15 protein-coding genes and 2 tRNA genes are annotated in these 15,204 nt (G+C 56.5%); 9 read left to right on the plus strand and 8 right to left on the minus strand.

From position 1 onward, the window contains the following. Positions 1-207: 207 nt before the first annotated feature. Positions 208-2,001 carry a peptide ABC transporter substrate-binding protein gene (locus EKD05_RS00610; RefSeq protein ID WP_129670365.1) on the minus strand — a complete coding sequence of 598 codons (1,794 nt, stop codon included), beginning with the start codon at positions 1,999-2,001 and terminating at the stop codon, positions 208-210. Positions 2,002-2,379: 378 nt separating this feature from the next. Here EKD05_RS00610 and EKD05_RS00615 point away from each other — a divergent pair, with 378 nt between their 5' ends. From EKD05_RS00615 to EKD05_RS00625, 3 genes are read left to right on the plus strand one after another with little or no spacing between them, the layout of a single operon-like run. After that, positions 2,380-2,622, plus strand: coding sequence for a zinc ribbon domain-containing protein (locus EKD05_RS00615; protein ID WP_129670525.1), 243 nt, complete (start codon positions 2,380-2,382; stop codon positions 2,620-2,622). A 4-nt stretch (positions 2,623-2,626) separates the two neighbouring features. Further along, positions 2,627-3,604, plus strand: coding sequence for a sugar phosphate nucleotidyltransferase (locus tag EKD05_RS00620; protein ID WP_129670366.1), 978 nt, complete (start codon positions 2,627-2,629; stop codon positions 3,602-3,604). A 6-nt stretch (positions 3,605-3,610) separates the two neighbouring features. Next, a complete protein-coding gene (locus tag EKD05_RS00625; RefSeq protein WP_129670367.1) occupies positions 3,611-4,690 on the plus strand; it encodes a hypothetical protein in 1,080 nt (359 codons plus the stop codon). Between the two features lie 44 nt (positions 4,691-4,734). On the opposite strand, the gene EKD05_RS00630 is transcribed toward EKD05_RS00625, so the two are convergent. Continuing rightward, positions 4,735-5,493, minus strand: a complete 759-nt coding sequence (locus EKD05_RS00630) for an LLM class F420-dependent oxidoreductase (protein ID WP_129670368.1) — start codon at positions 5,491-5,493, stop codon at positions 4,735-4,737. Positions 5,494-5,777: 284 nt separating this feature from the next. On the opposite strand from EKD05_RS00630, the gene EKD05_RS00635 reads away from it, so the two are divergent. Together EKD05_RS00635 and EKD05_RS00640 are read left to right on the plus strand one after the other, a co-directional pair. Further along, on the plus strand, positions 5,778-6,689 hold the full coding sequence (locus EKD05_RS00635; RefSeq protein ID WP_129670369.1) for an MBL fold metallo-hydrolase: 912 nt from the start codon (positions 5,778-5,780) through the stop codon (positions 6,687-6,689). Further along, positions 6,686-7,528: an MBL fold metallo-hydrolase gene (locus tag EKD05_RS00640; protein ID WP_129670370.1), complete on the plus strand. Its 843-nt coding sequence runs from the start codon at positions 6,686-6,688 to the stop codon at positions 7,526-7,528. Before EKD05_RS00635 ends, EKD05_RS00640 begins: the two co-directional genes overlap by 4 nt. Before the next feature lie 109 nt (positions 7,529-7,637). Here EKD05_RS00640 and EKD05_RS00645 read toward each other — a convergent pair whose 3' ends face one another. From EKD05_RS00645 to EKD05_RS26995, 4 genes are all read right to left on the minus strand, one after another. Beyond that, positions 7,638-7,853 carry a hypothetical protein gene (locus EKD05_RS00645; RefSeq protein ID WP_129670371.1) on the minus strand — a complete coding sequence of 72 codons (216 nt, stop codon included), beginning with the start codon at positions 7,851-7,853 and terminating at the stop codon, positions 7,638-7,640. A 19-nt stretch (positions 7,854-7,872) separates the two neighbouring features. After that, on the minus strand, positions 7,873-8,844 hold the full coding sequence (gene rsgA, locus EKD05_RS00650; protein ID WP_240695563.1) for a ribosome small subunit-dependent GTPase A: 972 nt from the start codon (positions 8,842-8,844) through the stop codon (positions 7,873-7,875). Continuing rightward, complete coding sequence (locus EKD05_RS00655; RefSeq protein WP_129670372.1) at positions 8,825-9,103, minus strand: hypothetical protein; 279 nt, start codon at positions 9,101-9,103, stop codon at positions 8,825-8,827. Before EKD05_RS00655 ends, rsgA begins: the two co-directional genes overlap by 20 nt. Positions 9,104-9,300: 197 nt before the next feature. Next, positions 9,301-9,423 carry a hypothetical protein gene (locus EKD05_RS26995; protein ID WP_255426991.1) on the minus strand — a complete coding sequence of 41 codons (123 nt, stop codon included), beginning with the start codon at positions 9,421-9,423 and terminating at the stop codon, positions 9,301-9,303. Positions 9,424-9,796: 373 nt separating this feature from the next. On the opposite strand from EKD05_RS26995, the gene htpG reads away from it, so the two are divergent. Next, positions 9,797-11,680 carry a molecular chaperone HtpG gene (gene htpG, locus EKD05_RS00660; RefSeq protein ID WP_129670373.1) on the plus strand — a complete coding sequence of 628 codons (1,884 nt, stop codon included), beginning with the start codon at positions 9,797-9,799 and terminating at the stop codon, positions 11,678-11,680. A 68-nt stretch (positions 11,681-11,748) separates the two neighbouring features. On the opposite strand, the gene EKD05_RS00665 is transcribed toward htpG, so the two are convergent. After that, positions 11,749-11,824, minus strand: a tRNA-Ala gene (locus tag EKD05_RS00665). Between the two features lie 10 nt (positions 11,825-11,834). Beyond that, a tRNA-Ala gene (locus EKD05_RS00670) sits at positions 11,835-11,910 on the minus strand. A 118-nt stretch (positions 11,911-12,028) separates the two neighbouring features. Here EKD05_RS00670 and EKD05_RS00675 point away from each other — a divergent pair. From EKD05_RS00675 to EKD05_RS00685, 3 genes are all read left to right on the plus strand, one after another. Continuing rightward, the gene (locus EKD05_RS00675; protein WP_240695564.1) at positions 12,029-13,204 is read left to right on the plus strand and encodes a zinc-dependent metalloprotease; all 1,176 of its coding nucleotides are present in this window, start codon (positions 12,029-12,031) and stop codon (positions 13,202-13,204) included. Positions 13,205-13,269: 65 nt separating this feature from the next. Next, positions 13,270-14,283 (plus strand): SPFH domain-containing protein, encoded by a 1,014-nt coding sequence (locus tag EKD05_RS00680; protein WP_129670375.1) that lies wholly within the window; start codon positions 13,270-13,272, stop codon positions 14,281-14,283. Beyond that, positions 14,280-15,185, plus strand: a complete 906-nt coding sequence (locus EKD05_RS00685; RefSeq protein WP_129670376.1) for an SPFH domain-containing protein — start codon at positions 14,280-14,282, stop codon at positions 15,183-15,185. Before EKD05_RS00680 ends, EKD05_RS00685 begins: the two co-directional genes overlap by 4 nt. The last annotated feature ends 19 nt before the right edge of the window (positions 15,186-15,204 follow it).

The raw sequence follows: 15,204 nt of genomic DNA on the forward strand, positions 1-15,204 counted from the left end.
TTGGGGCCTGCGGCCCATACGCATTATGTCGAAGGCGGTCGCCCTACCAGCCCGGTGCGTATGCTGGCACAAACGGCCAACTTTGTTGGCCGTTTGTGCCAGCATACGTGAAATAGCTGGGGGCTGCGCCCCCAAAACCGGCTTCTTCGCTGGAACAGAGCCAACATAGCTGGCTCTGTTCCAACGAAAGGAAGCCCCTAAACTCCATCAGGGCTGGACATCAACATTCGGCAGGTTGAAGAAGCCATACCAGTAATCAATCGGCGTAATTGTCTCGCCGGTGACACCCTGGACATACGGCTTGACGAGTTCATAGCCACCGTCGTTGCGGGTGAAGGCAACCGGTGCATCAGTCACCAGGATCTCTTGCGCCTGAGCATAGAGCTCGGCCCGTTTGACGGGATCCTGCTCGACATCAGCCTGCGTCACCAGGGCATCAAACTCGGGATTGGAATAGCCAACACGGGTGCTCAGCAGACCATTAGTCTGGAAGAGCGAGATCCAGTTCTGGGGATCGGGATAATCGGCGCACCAGCCGAGCGAGAACATCTGGGGCGGGTTATCCTTGGTGGCCGCCGAAAAAGCGGTCGGGTCAATCGGGTCAAGGACGGCATCAATGCCCAGGTTGGTCTTCAACTGGCCGGCCATCCACTCGAAGCGGGCATTATTGCGCGCACTGGCCGAATAGGTCAACTTGATCTCGGGCAGGTTCTCGACGCCGCCATACGAAGACTCGGCGATCATGGCTTTGGCCGCCTCGGGATCAAATTCCCACAGGCGCAACTCGGGCTGGTAGCCAGGGAAGCCTGGGGGGATAAAGCTATAGGCCACGCTGCCGAGACCACCAAAGATATCGCGGTTCCAGGCTTCGCGGTCAAACGCCTGGGCAAAGCCCTGCCGCACCTTGAGATCCTCGAAGGGTGCCTTGGTCGTATTGAAGCCAAAGTAGAACGTGCAGGAACCACTGACCGGCAAGAGCTCCTGGCTTAGTGTCGGATCGCTTTGCACAGCCTGGAGATCTTCGGGGGCAACGGCGAGCATATCGAGTTCACCATTCTGATAAGCCTGGAACGCGACCTGGCTTTCGGTGATCATATAGTACTCGACACGCTGCAGTGCGACAGGGCCAAGTGGCCCGGCATAGTTGGGATTGGGTTCCCAGACGGCCCGATTGCCGTGGTCCCACTCGGTCAGGACAAAAGGTCCATTACCAATATAATTCTCGGGGTAGTACCACCAGTCGTCACCCTGGGCGATATCCTGCTCGCGTGCTGGGGCACCAATCCAGAGGGCGGCCATCGAGAGGAAATAGGGAGCCGGAGCAACGAGTTCAATTTCGAGGGTCAGGTCATCAATGGCCTTAACGCCGAAGTTCGCCAGCAACTCGTCCTGGTCACGGGCGAGGGTTTCCTCCATCTCCATGCCCTCACAAGCCGTAGCCGAATACTCGCTATAGCCTTTGATGATGCCACATGGCAGCGACTGATACTCACCGGCCGTCTCGGGGTCAGCGAGGCGGCGCCAGGCATACTCAAAATTCTGCGCCGTCACGGGGGTGCCATCGCTATACTGACCATCGGGCCGCAGCTTGAAGGTATACTTCAACCCATCAGCCGAGGTCTCAACACTCTCGGCGGCGGCAGGGATGGGTTCCATATTACCATCGAAGGTCATCAAGGCCTGATAGGCCATCATGATGAACTGAATTTCACGCACAAAACTGGACTTTTGCGGATCGACATTATCAGGTTCGCTCTCGGTATTGATCCGCAGCACACCGGCCTGAGCGGTACCACCACTAGGGGCCGGGGGGGTGGTTGGCGCATCAGGGGCCGGGGGGGTGGTTGGCGCATCAGGGGCCGGGGCAGTTGTCGCTGCCTCGGGTGCGGGTGGGGTGGTCGGGGCGGTTGCCGTGCCACCACCACAGGCGGCCAGGATGGGCAAGAGCAGCGCCAGCAGCATGACTACGGCCAGGCTGCTACGCCAGTTCAATTTGTTCATAGAAGATACTCCTTCAGCAAGCAAAGCTATCACAAAAGCCAACGCAAAGAACACCATAAATAGCGCGATAGGCATTCTCCTGGGTGCGTGAGTGCGCCCCGATTGCAAGGCGGCAAGTATCAGCGGCCCGCAGCTTCATTGCGTTCAGCCGAGGAGGTTCTGTAGCGTAAATGGTCGTTCATCCGGCACAACAGTGTGTCGGAGCATGGGGAAGAAATACCCGTGTTTTGGGTGGGTTTATCCATCATTGAAGTGGCGGAATCGTACCATGTCCGTTTCGTGCTGTCAAGGTTCCATATTGGGCAGGGGCGTGGTATAATCAGGGTACGGAAGCTACAAACTGGAAATCAGGTTCTATTTTGAGGTGGCCCTATGCCAATGTATGAGTATGGTTGTGCCGTGTGCCATAGTCACTTTGATCTCTTGCGCCGGATGGATCAGGATGACAAAGACATTACCTGTCCCGCCTGTGGAAGTGAACATGTCCACCGCCAGTTATCGGTCTTTGCCGCGCATAGCCGTGGTGGTTCATTGCGTTCAGAGGTATCTGCGATGAGTGCGCCTGCCGGTGGGGGATGTGGATCAGGATGTTGCGGCGGTACGTGCGCATCAAGGAACTGAAGCTATGCGGGTTATGATCTTGACGGCAGGGTTGGGTACGCGTTTGCGGCCTCATACATTTAGCAAACCAAAACCGCTGGTGCAGGTTGCGGGCAAACCAGTACTCGCGCATATTATTGATGATCTTCTCCATTTGCAGATTGACGAACTAATCTGTGTGACAGGCTATTTAGGCAAACAAATCGAAGAATTTGTCTGTCAAAATTACGGTCATATTCCGCTACGTTTTCTTGTACAAAAGGAAATGCGTGGTCAAGCCGATGCGATCTATCTCGCCAATGAGATCAGTGGCCCGTTGCTGGTGGTGTTTGGTGATGGCCTCGTCGGCATTGACAAAGAACGGTTGGCGACCCATCCCAGCGAAGGCATTATCTACTGCAAAGAAGTCGATGACCCACGTCGCTTTGGGGTGGCGGTGGTTGAGCAGGGGCGCATTGTACGTCTGGTAGAAAAACCCATCGAGCCAGTCTCGAACCTGGCGGTCGTAGGCTTCTATTATTTGCCTGAAGCGCAGCGCTTGATGGATGCGATCGGCTATGTTATGGAGCACAATATCCAGACCAAAGGCGAGTACTATCTGGCCGATGCGTTGCAGGTGATGATTGAACGGGGTGAGATTTTGCATGCCGAAGCCGTGCCGATGTGGCGTGATTGCGGCACGGTCGAGGCGCTGCTGGATACCAATCGGTATCTGTTAGACCACGGGCATAGCCTCATGGTTGATGGGATGCACTCGGTGATTATTCCCCCCGTGCATATTGCCCCCAATGCGGTGATTGAAAACTCGGTGGTTGGTCCGTATGTTTCGGTCGCAGAGGGGGCCGTCATTCGTACATCCATTATCCAAAATACGATTGTGAACGCTGGTGCGCAAATCCAATCTGTGATTATGTCGGGGAGTTTGATCGGAGATAAGGCTTATGTCGATGGGATCAGTCACGAACTGAACATCGGTGATGCCTCAGATATTCGCCTTGGATAGGAGCCTATGATTGCTTATAACTTCCATACCATTGGCAAAGACGCCAGTGGTCAGGCCAGTGTGGGCCAGGGGAAGTTGACGCACCCTGTCAACACAATGACCTCGCCTGCTTCAGCCTATCGCGCTCGTTGTGCTGGCAGTGGTGAGCAACAACTCGTTGCCAGGCTGGTTGATGATCTCGGAAGCCTCTTTTCACGTTCCCTGCTTGTTGCCTACTATGTGTCATTGAAGACGAACCCGTTTGTGGTGCTGACTGGCCGCGAAGGCGCGGGCAAGGCAGCCCTGGCGGCTGGGGTGGCGGCTTCGCTCGTCGGCCAGGATAGTGGGCAGTTTGTGACGATTGGGTCGGATAGTTGGACAGGCCACGGTACGCAGAGTACCTACTACCGCGATATTCATGCGCGCTTTGGCATTAGTCAGTTGCTCGAAACGATGCACGAGGCGGCAGTGCCCGAAAACGCTGGCAAAGCCTATCTGGTGCTGCTCAAAGGGCTGACTCTCGAAGAACTCGATCTGTATCTGAGTCAACTGTTGCGGGTGGAACCACACGGCGAGCGGCGTCTCGTCTTGAGTGGGCTTCCAGCAGCGCAGCATCCGGTGGTACCGCGTAATTGCTTTCTGACTGCGACGATCAATGTGCCGCAGTTCAATTCACCCCTGGCTGATCAGGTGTTACGCCACGCAGGACAGATCCAGTTTAGTCCCTCGCTCGCCACGGGTACCGTTGTTCCCAATCTCCTCCCGCCACCGGTGGGGCTGCAGCGGGTGATGCTGACGGCAACGACGCGCGATCCTGGTGAGGCCCACGCACGCTTGGTCGCGATCCTCGGACGGCGCGAACTCCGTAATCTCAGGCCGTCACCAGAATTGATGCGGCACCTCTATCGTCAACATCTGGCGCTTGAGCGTGAGGTGCGGGAAGAGGCGCTGGTGTATGTGGCGAATAGTTTTGACGCCGAAGGCCGGGGCCTCTTCGAGCCAACCGATGCGCAACAGAATGCGCAGGTTGCGTTTGATGCGCAGGTAGTGCAGCGGATCCTCTGGCGGCTGGAAGGGCACGCGCAACAATTGCCACGCGACACTTGAGATTCGCTGAAAAAAAGCCAGCTACGCTGGCTTTTTTTCAGGCTTTATTGGGCATCACGCCAGCGCAAGGCTTCTTCCACCGGGCCAAAATCCCATGGCTCGCCAAGTCCATAGATGAAATGGGTCACACCTGCTTCAAGATAGGCTTCTAGGCTTTCGCCTTTGGCAGGCGAGACGCTGCGCTCGATCTCGGCAGGGTCGCGGCCAAGTTCGACACACCAGGAGTCTAAGACCGCATGTTTGTGTCGGATGACGTCGGGGGTGCCAAAGCCATGCCAGATCTGGGCATGCTGGGCGGTCAGCTTGAGAGTGACTTTTTCGCCACCGCCACCAATCAAAATGGGGATCGGGCGTACAGGGGGCGGAATTTCCACCTCCCAACGCTGCTTGATGATTGGGAGTGCCTCTTTGAGCGCCCGTAGTCGATCAGGTGCGGTGCCAAACGTATAGCCGTACTCCTCGTAGTCGCGCTCGAACCAGCCCGCCCCGATGCCAAAGATCAGTCGCCCACCACTGATATGATCAACCGTCTTGGCCATATTTGCGAGCAGTGCAGGGTTGCGATAGCTATTGCACGAGACCAGGCATCCGATTTCAACGCGGGTTGTCAGCGTTGCCATGGCGGTCAAGACGGTCCACCCTTCAAAGTGGGAACCCTGGGGATCACCATAGAGCGGAAAGAAATGATCCCAGTTCCAGATCGTATCGCATCCCAGGGCCTCGGCGTGGCGCACCGCATCGGCAAACGAGGCCCATGTGGTATGCTGAGGATGGAGTTGCACCCCTATTTTGATCCGTTTCACTGTGTCTCCTTGATGGCGATTGGAGCTTCTGCCGTCGGCGTCAACGCCTCGGCTCCTGTTCAGCGAAAGCCACCTGCGCGGCCTTCATCCAGCCAACGTAGGTCGGCTTTGCATGCCATAGCCGAGGCGTTGACGCCAACGGTGTGGGCAGATGAGGGCGATCCGTTGGTCTAACAGCACACACAAATGCAAGCGCCCTATGAGAAACTGGTAGACGACCACACAGATTGCATTTATCCTGTACACTATAGCATAATTATGCGAAGGACTTCTGGATCGAGGGCATGAGAGTACGTATCTGGGGAACCCGTGGCTCGTACCCGGTAGCACATCGTTCAGTGCTTCGTTATGGAGGCAATACAACGTGTGTCGAGGTGCGTACCACTAATCGGTGCATTATGCTTGATGCGGGGACGGGGCTGCGGATGCTAGGGGATGCGCTGGCGGCTGAGCCTGCGCCGCCACGGCAACTTGACCTGTTGATGACCCATACCCACTGGGATCATATTATTGGTTTTCCCTTTTTTCAACCCATTTATCAACCAGAATACCGCATTGATATCTTCGGCATGGCTCGCACCCAATCGACGCTGCGTACGACGCTTGCCAATGCCCTGACTGATCCGCTGTTGCCGATGAGTCTGGAGGATTTACGGGCCGAATTACACTTCCACGAAATTGATCAGGGATCTTGTTTCAAGCTTGGTTCGGTGCAGGTAAGCACGGCACGGACAAATCACCCGTATCGAGCCCTGGCGTATCGTCTGGAGACCGAGGCGGCAAGCCTGGTTTTTATCCCTGATACGGGGCCATTTCACACCGTCCTCTTTGGTGATGAACGGATCAACTGGCGAGGGCGGCCGACTGACTCGGATGCAGAATTGCAAGAACTGGCCGCCATGCGTGAGGAGATTATTGAACTCGCCCGTGATGCGGACTGGATGCTCTATGATGCTCAGTTTACCGATGCTGAGTATGCGCAGTTTCCTCACTGGGGGCATAGCACCGCAAGTCAGGCGCGTGAGATTGCTGAAGCAGCAGGCGTACGCGAATTAGTGCTCTTTCATCATGATCCGCACCGATCGGATGATGAAGTTGACCAGATCGTCGCAGAGCAGTCAGCCCTAGCCAGGCCACCCCTTGTGATCCGCGCTGCCTTTGAGGGCATGGTGCTAGACAAAGAGGAAGCGCTATGAAGCTTCAGTTCTGGGGGGTGCGTGGGTATGTGCCAACCCCGGGGGCAGCGTATCTGGGGTACGGGGGCAATACGTGTTGTGTCGTGATCTATGGTGCCCACGACGAATTGCTGGTTCTTGATAGTGGAACCGGCTTTTGTCGCTTTGGCGATGAGTTGATGCAACGGGAATTTGGCGAAGGGCGGGGCGAGTTGACCCTGTTGATCAGCCATACGTACTGGGATCACCTGCTAGGCTTGCCGTTTCCGGGGTTGGTGCATACACCGGGCAATACGCTGAAAATTTATGGCCCCGATAGTATCCGCGGTTCTTTGCGTATGGTCTATGATGGCATTCTCTCGCCGGTCTATTCACCAGTCTATGGCCTGGCCCATATGGCGGCCACGCATAGCTTTGAGCCGATCTCAACGCATCCCCTTCAGGTTGGAAAACTGACGGTTCGGGCGATGCCGCTGTCGCAGCACAAGCATTCGCCCATCTGGGCTTATCGGATCGAAGAGCACGGGCGAACCGTGGTCTATATGACCGATGTGCGCTACAGTGATGCGCAGATCTGGCGGAAGGCCGTGCATTTTGCCGAGGGGGCGACGGTGCTGATCCACAGTGCCCCGTATACGCGGGCCGAAGAGGTCGAAGATTATGGGCATAGTCGCGTCGAGGATGCGATCGAGGTGGCACAACAAGCGTGCGTCGAACAACTTTTGCTCTATCACCATGCACCGACGCGCACCGACACCCAACTCGATGCCCTGGTGGCCCACTACCGCGCTGAACTCGTGGCGATAGGGTCGTCGCTGCGCCTTGAGGCAGCCCGCGAGGGGCCGATTATCGAAGTCTAAGGTGCGCTTCTTGGGGGCCTACGGCCCCCAAGAAGCGCACCTTAGACTTCAAGTATAGTTGCCTGATGGTGCCGCCCGCGTAGGCTCCCTAAGCTTTATGCGTATGCGCTTAGCGCGACTGTTTGCGTTCGCGCAGCATGCGGTTGACTTCCTTGCCCCATTTGCGACCCTCCTGGCGGCGTTGCAGGGCAATCGGGTTAATTGGCCGCTTTTCTTTCTCTTCACCGCCCCGCTCTTCACGTTCGAGCAGTTCGTCCGTCTCTTCGATCAGATCCAGATCGTCCAGATTGTTCAGTTCACGCAGGTTGATGCGGATTTTAGGCATGATTCAGTTCTACTCCCGTTTAACTTTCGCCCTGGCGCAGCCTTACATAGCTGTCGTAGCGGGCGGGATCAATCTTGCCAGCGGTCACAGCGGTACGGACGGCGCAGTCTGGTTCGTGAATATGGCTACAGCCAGCAAAATAGCACTGGCCGAGGTAGGGACGTAGTTCGCGATAACACCAGTCGAGTTCATCGGCAGGGACTTGCCAAAGGCCGATTTCGCGAATACCGGGGGTGTCGGCAACATAGCCCTTGTCAGGTAGTTCGAGGGCGATCAATTCGGCCACGGTGGTGACATGGCGGCCTTTGTTGAGGGCTGTGCTGATAGTTCCCGTGTCGAGGTGGAGATCGGGCTGGAGGGCGTTGAGCAGGCTTGATTTGCCGACCCCGGATTTGCCGGTGACAACACTGATCCGCCCGGCGAGGGTGTCGCGTACTGCCTGCAGGCCTTGCCCGGTCTGATTTGAGACATAGAGTACACGGTAGTTGATGTGTTCGTAGGGGGCAAAGAGTTGGGTCGCAACCGCCTGATCCACCAGGTCAATTTTGGTCGCGACGATAATGGCTTCAAGGCCGCTATGTTCGCAGATAACAAGGTAACGATCGAGCATACGAGGCGTAAAGGCGGGTTGGGCACAGGCGAACGTCAGCAGAACCTGGTCAACATTCGCGACGAGCACATCTTCTTTATAGGCCCCTCGCGTGCCGACGGCGCGACGGGCGAGTTTGGAGCGCCGCGGGTAGACGCTTTCAATCGCCCCCTCGCCGTTGCCAACAAGCGTAATTTCGACCTGATCGCCGATTACGGCGATATCACTCGCTTGGCGTTCGCGTTTCAAGCGCCCGCGAAGCTTGCAGATCACCGTCTCGGTACTGGTCTGTACCCAGAAAAAGCCACTCTGGGCGCGCAAAACCGTACCGAGCAAGCGATCCGGGCGAGTTGGCGTCTGGTCTGTGTTGCTCATCGTTGCCTCAAGCTTCTGGCTGTTCATGGATACGCAACTCCAGCTTGGTGACGCCAAGGATATCAAAGGCAAAGGCGAGCAGGTTGTCGATCAAGCCCGGTTTTGCCTCTTCTTGATGGAGATGGATCATTGCCTGCGAGGGGGCCGCATGGCCCTCGGCAGGGGAATATTGATGCAGTGAGCCGTCACGCTCTAAAATAAGCAAGGCTGACCTCCCCATTGGGATGTTGTCGAATTCCTCCGATGGCGTGCGCGTGGTCATTGCTGCAACATCAAGCTGTATCATAGGATGGCTCCTGCCTGTTTATGGGTAGATTATTTGGCTGGCGGTTGAACCAGCAAAGCAAAGGTACGTGCTGCGGACTCGTTGTGAAGACAAAAAGGCCGTGGGTGCTGGGCACACCACGGCCTTTTTTGATCAAAAAAGGCTGCGGGTGCTGATCAGCCACCCACAGCCTGTTGCTCATCGTATCAGGGGAGCAGTTAGCTCCTGAGCAGGCGGAATGGGATCTGGCTGACCCTCGCGGCGGCACGGGCAACAACGACCCGAACCACAAGGCCCGTATCGGCAACGCCGATGTTCGCACTGTTGATTCCTATTGTCATGTTGCGTGCTCCTTCCGTTCCGTCTCTGCATCGTTTCAATTTCACTAAGCGCAAGGATAACATAGGGCAGAGGGCTTGTCAATGGGCTTTTGCTCAGTCTTCAGGCTGAACTATATATAGTTTGTTAGTCTAGTGTTAATGTGATTCTAACACTTCGTGATCTATAGTAAGTACTGGTGGGTGCCTACGGCACCCAAGAATTACTTGTATGTTGGTGTTTTTTGCCAGCTTCGCTGGCAAAAAACACCAACATACAAAAGGTAATACGCATGGCCGTAGCCCCACGCCCCCGTTTTCCTTGTTGAAGAGCGAAGGTTAGAGGATGCGGTACAATAGGGAGAATTATTTTTGAAGAAGCAAGGAGTGCTGGTATATGACGACCGAGCCGACTGAGGCGCCTCAGGTCGAGGCAAAGACCTTCAAGGCCGAGGTGCAACAGGTGTTGCAAATTCTGGCCCATTCGCTTTATACCGATCGTGAGATTTTTCTGCGTGAGCTGATTTCGAATGCATCGGATGCGCTCAATCGGATGCAGTTTGAGATGCTGACCAACCGTGACGTGCGCGATGCCGAGGCGGAATTGGCGATTCGGCTAAGTGCCGATAAAGAGGCACGGACGGTGACAATCACTGATACCGGGACGGGCATGACCCGTGAGGAATTGATTGATCACCTGGGCACGATTGCCCAGTCGAGTGCGCGCGCATTTGTTGAAAAGACCAAAGACGCCAGCAAGGCCACGGCGAGCGAAATGATCGGCCAGTTTGGCGTTGGTTTCTACTCAGTCTTTATGGTTGCTGATAAGGTGAGCGTTGTGTCGCGTTCGTACCGTCCCGAGGCCGAGGCAGCCATATGGGAGAGCACGGGTGACGATAGCTACACCATTGGCTCGGCTGAACGTGAAGAACGCGGCACCTCGATTACGCTCCATTTGAAGGAAGATGCAGCCGAGTTTGCCAATGATTGGCGTCTCGAGCAGATTGTGAAACGCCATTCAGATTTTGTTGCCTTTCCGATCTATAGTGGCGACCGGCAGATCAATCAGCGCAAGGCGCTCTGGCGGCGTGCTCCGCGTGAAGTTGAAGCCGAAGAGTATCAGAATCTCTATCGGCAATTGACGTTCGAGCCAGATGAGCCAATGCTGCATGTGCATCTTTCGACTGATGTGCCGGTTGATTTGCATAGCGTGCTCTTTATTCCTGGCAAACGTGAGCGCGGCTTGATCGAGCGCCGGATTGAAGGCAAGGTTCGGCTCTATTCGCGCAAGGTCTTGATCCTCGAAGAGGCGAAGGATCTGCTGCCCGCCTACTTCCGTTTTATCGAGGGTGTGGTTGACAGTGAAGACTTGCCGCTCAATGTATCGCGTGAGAGTGTGCAGTCGTCACCGGTGATGCAGCGCATTCGGAAGACGTTGACGAGCCGGTTGCACCGCGAGTTGAATGATCTGGCTGATAAGGATGCGAGCGCCTTCAAGTCCTTCTGGCAAGAGTTCGGCGTCTTTATCAAAGAGGGTGTTGCGACTGATTACGAAAGCCGGAACGAACTGCTCAAGCTATTGCGCTTCGAGACGACCCGCAGCGAGGGCGAATTGGCAACCCTGGGCCAGTACAAGAGTCGGATTGTTGATGGGCAGCAAGAGATCTACTATGTGTTGGCGGCGAGCCCCGAAGCTGCCGCGACGAGCCCGCACCTTGATCCGTTCACGGCACGGGGGATCGAGGTCGTGCTGTTGACCGACCTCATGGATGGCTTTATGCTTTCGGGGTTGCGTGAATACGAAGGCTTGAAACTGCGCAATGTTGATGAGGCCGACCTGGAATTGCCGGGCGAGGTAGCTGCGCCCGAGCCACAGATTAGCGAAGCGCAATTCGCGCCCCTGGCCGAGCGTCTGGCTGCGATCCTGGGTGAAAAGGTCAAAACCGTGCGTGCGTCGAAGGTGTTGCGTGATAGCCCGGCGCGTCTGGTGAGCGACGACGATATGATGGGGCGCGAAATGCAGCGCATCCAGCAGATGCTGGGTCGCGAAGCTGACGCGGCACCGCGCATTCTTGAGTTGAACCTGAGCCACAACCTGGTTGCCGCCCTGGCGCAGCGGGTCGAGGCTGATGTGAACGACCCGATTGTCACCGCCGCCGCCGAGCAACTCTACGATAATGCCCTGTTGATCGAAGGCTTGCACCAGAACCCGGCGGCCATGGTACCGCGGATTCTGCAGTTACTCGAAGCGGCGGCGCGTACGCAGCCGGAGCAGGCATAAAGCCCCCGTGGATCAAGCAACAAAGCGTGACGCCGAGCATCCTGCTCGGCGTCACGCTTTGTTGCTTGTGGTGGAGCCATGGGGGTTCGAACCCCAGACCTCAACACTGCCAGTGTTGCGCTCTCCCAACTGAGCTATGGCCCCGTTGTGTGTGTGGTGGAGGCGAGGAGGCTCGAACTCCTGACCTCGACAGTGCGATTGTCGCGCTCTCCCAACTGAGCTACGCCCCCGCACGCACTCAACGAGTATAGCATGGGGTAGGGAGGCTGTCAAATTATTGGACAGGGTTCGGGCATCCGTGCTACACTGGCTGTTATTATGTTGGATTTCGCGAGAAAGGAAATCGTCGTGGCGAAGCCTGGAACTGATCTACGTCGTCTAGGCGGCATGCTCCTGATCGGGGCAGTCGTCGGCGCCGCCGCACGTTATTATATTGAGACGCGCACACGCACTGAGCGTCGGGAGACGAGTCTGATTGACTGGGATCAAGCGCGGGCCATGGCCTTGCGAGTGTCGCAATGGGAAGAGGCCCCGTTGGTCGAGCGGTCGTTTCGCGAGGCGCAGTATCTGCGTCTGGTGCAGCAGAGCGAGCCACTGATTGCCGAATACCTCGGGGTCGAACTGCCCGAGCCAATCAGCCGGGTGTATGTTCATGATCGACGCGAGTGGCTGGAGGCGAACTTCACTTCATTTGAGCATCTCTTTCGCCCAATTGAGGCGATCTACGAGCGCAACGCAACGCAGAACGGTATGGCGATGCTCTTTAGTGACGTGAACAGCAAACTGCTTGGCTTGCAAATGGGCGGATTGCTCGGCTTCCTGGCCCGACGGGTGTTGGGGCAATACGACTTGAGCCTGTTATCACCTGATCCCGCGACGGGCGGGGCGCTCTATTTTGTTGAGCCAAACATCGCGCGGGTGCAGGGGCAGTTGGGGTTGAACGACGAAGATTTCCGGCTCTGGATTGCGCTGCATGAAACGACGCACGCCTTTGAGTTTGAAGCGTACCCGTGGGTACGTCAGCACTTCCGTGATCTGTTGCAACAATACTTTGATCAGTTGAATGATCAACTCGAAGGGTTGGGGCTCAACCTGCCGCAGCTCTTGATGCGCCTTATTCAGAACTGGGGTTCGAACGAGCACTGGATCGAACTGATGCTCACCCCGCAGCAACGGGCCATCTTTGAGCAACTGCAAGCGCTGATGTCACTCGTTGAGGGATACGGCAACCACGTGATGAACGCGGTAGGCAAACGGCTCTTGCCGAGCTTTGACCAGATCGAGCACCGGGTGGCCCAGCGGCAATCAACCCGGACGATCATCGAACAGGTCTTCAACCGGATCACGGGCATGGATCTCAAGCTTGCGCAGTATCAGCAGGGTGAAGCCTTTGTCAACGCGGTCACCCAGGCGCGCGGCCAAGCCTACTGTGCGCGGGTATGGGAGCGTGTCGAGCACCTGCCTACGATGGAAGAGATCAAGCAGCCTGCGCTCTGGATGGCGCGGATGGATGCGATGGGCTAGCGTCCAGGGCCAGCCGCGATGCAGTTCACCTCGGCGACAACCCTAAGAGGAGCAGTGACCACATTATGAGTGCAGTTCTTATCGGGATCATGATGGGCTTCATCGGATGGTTCATAGTGCGGTATATCATGTTGAGTTTCTATACCGTGAACCAGAATGAGCGTGCGGTCAAGACAATTTTTGGGCGTGCGGAACGTCTACCGGCGAGTCAGGCAGCCGAAGATCCGTTCACGGAGTTTTTGCGGCCCGAGGAGCGTGAGCGCTATCGTTATCCGCAGGTGCGCGTGATTATGCCGGGGGGGCCGTACTTCAAATGGCCGTGGGAGCGTATTCACAAGGTATCGATTGCGACCCAGACGATCAATATGGCCCTGGATCTCGAAGATCCCAAAGCCAATGGCGGTGGAACGTTTCTCGAAGCAGTGACGAAAGATCAACTGAATGTTGGTTTGAAGGGCCAGATTCGGTATCGTGTCTCCGAGCGCCATTTGTATCCATACCTCTTTGGGGTTAAGAATCCCGTGGTGCATGTGATGGGCTATTTCATCTCGATCCTGCGTGAGCGCATTGCGAACTTCGAAGCACCTACCCCACTGGGTATTTTGCCGCCGATTACAACCGAACTCAGTGCGCCCGCAGCTGACTCGAGCATCGTGAGCGGGGTGTCGATCAACGATTTGCGCAAGAATCTGCGTGATCTGAACGAACATATGGATCGCGAGTGTCTCTCGTCGGCAGTACGGTATGGCATTGTGCTCGATGCTTCACTTATCACCGAGATTGATGCGCCACGCGAGGTTGAGTCGGCGATGGCGGCAATCAATACCGCCCACAACCAGGTCTCTTCGGATATCAGCCTGGCCCAGGCCGGGGCTGACCAGACCATTGTGCAGTCGAAGCGGGCGGTCGAAATCGAAACCCTCAAGGCCCAGGCTGAAGTCGAGCCGCTCAAAGCCCTGGCCGAGCAACTTCATCAACTTGATATCAGTGGCCCCGGCGCCTTGGAGGCGTATCTCCGCAATGTGCGCCTGAACCTCTTCCGCAAAGCGGAGCGTGTCATTATGGAGGTGGAGCGATGATCTGGCTATCTCTCTCGGTGGCGGGGGTGACGTTTCTCCTCCTGTTTATTCTGGTGCCACTCTTTCTTGGTTTTGTGCGTCTCTTTGGTATCTACACGGTTGTGCGTGAAGGCACGTGCCATGTCTACACCCTTTTTGGCAAAGTTGTCGGCGTGATCCGCGAGCCAGGCCTGCATATCCTGTTGATAGAATTAGGCCCGCAGGCGGTGATTATCAACTTCTTTGGGCGGTGCGATGTGCTCGATATGCGCCTTGATCAGCGGTATCTGCGCAGTCAGCCGGTCAACTCGGAAGAGGGCGCCCCAATGGGGATCGGGGTCTGGTACGAGATGGGGATCAGCGACCCGATTTCGTATCTCTTCAAGAACGCCGATCCGCAGGGGTCGTTGGCAGCGAATGTGAGCAACACGGTGGTGCGGACGTTGAGCAATATGCCCCTGGCAGATATGCTTGAGAACCGCCACCCGATGAGCCAGGTTGTGCGCAACGAGGTCACGCCCAAATCACAAGAATGGGGCTACCAGCTTGGTTCGGTCTATATCCGCAAAGTCCACTTTCGCGATGTTGGCATGATCCGCCAGATCGAAGCCAAGGTGGTCAACCGGTTGCGCCAGGTGACCTCGGCGATTAGCCAGGATGGCGTAAATCAGGTGAGCATTATCACCAGCACAGCCGAGCGACGGGCGGCGATTGAGTTTGCGCGTGCGCAGGCGATTCGCCCGCAAATCCTCGGGCAGGCGCTGCGTGAAATCAGCGCCGACCCGCAGATCGCCAATACGCTCTTTACCATTCTCGAACTGCAAAATATCACCGAGAGCGGGGCCGAGATCACGCTGATCCCGCCCAAGAGCCACCTCTTGCCTGAGTTGCTGGTGACCGAGCCGCCGCCTGGGAAGGGATAAACGCAATACGGTCGTGTCG

Origin of the sequence: Candidatus Chloroploca sp. Khr17 (assembly GCF_004138165.1) — a bacterium.
In the GTDB taxonomy this organism is placed as follows: domain Bacteria; phylum Chloroflexota; class Chloroflexia; order Chloroflexales; family Chloroflexaceae; genus Chloroploca.

What these genes read in the sequence shown, in the direction of transcription:
- EKD05_RS00610 (WP_129670365.1), bottom strand. Translation starts at nt 2,001, where the DNA reads ATGAACAAATTGAACTGGCGTAGCAGCCTGGCCGTAGTCATGCTGCTG.
- EKD05_RS00615 (WP_129670525.1), top strand. Translation starts at nt 2,380, where the DNA reads ATGTATGAGTATGGTTGTGCCGTGTGCCATAGTCACTTTGATCTCTTG.
- EKD05_RS00620 (WP_129670366.1), top strand. Translation starts at nt 2,627, where the DNA reads ATGCGGGTTATGATCTTGACGGCAGGGTTGGGTACGCGTTTGCGGCCT.
- EKD05_RS00625 (WP_129670367.1), top strand. Translation starts at nt 3,611, where the DNA reads ATGATTGCTTATAACTTCCATACCATTGGCAAAGACGCCAGTGGTCAG.
- EKD05_RS00635 (WP_129670369.1), top strand. Translation starts at nt 5,778, where the DNA reads ATGAGAGTACGTATCTGGGGAACCCGTGGCTCGTACCCGGTAGCACAT.
- EKD05_RS00640 (WP_129670370.1), top strand. Translation starts at nt 6,686, where the DNA reads ATGAAGCTTCAGTTCTGGGGGGTGCGTGGGTATGTGCCAACCCCGGGG.
- EKD05_RS00645 (WP_129670371.1), bottom strand. Translation starts at nt 7,853, where the DNA reads ATGCCTAAAATCCGCATCAACCTGCGTGAACTGAACAATCTGGACGAT.
- rsgA (WP_240695563.1), bottom strand. Translation starts at nt 8,844, where the DNA reads ATGAACAGCCAGAAGCTTGAGGCAACGATGAGCAACACAGACCAGACG.
- EKD05_RS00655 (WP_129670372.1), bottom strand. Translation starts at nt 9,103, where the DNA reads ATGATACAGCTTGATGTTGCAGCAATGACCACGCGCACGCCATCGGAG.
- EKD05_RS26995 (WP_255426991.1), bottom strand. Translation starts at nt 9,423, where the DNA reads ATGACAATAGGAATCAACAGTGCGAACATCGGCGTTGCCGATACGGGC.
- htpG (WP_129670373.1), top strand. Translation starts at nt 9,797, where the DNA reads ATGACGACCGAGCCGACTGAGGCGCCTCAGGTCGAGGCAAAGACCTTC.
- EKD05_RS00680 (WP_129670375.1), top strand. Translation starts at nt 13,270, where the DNA reads ATGAGTGCAGTTCTTATCGGGATCATGATGGGCTTCATCGGATGGTTC.
- EKD05_RS00685 (WP_129670376.1), top strand. Translation starts at nt 14,280, where the DNA reads ATGATCTGGCTATCTCTCTCGGTGGCGGGGGTGACGTTTCTCCTCCTG.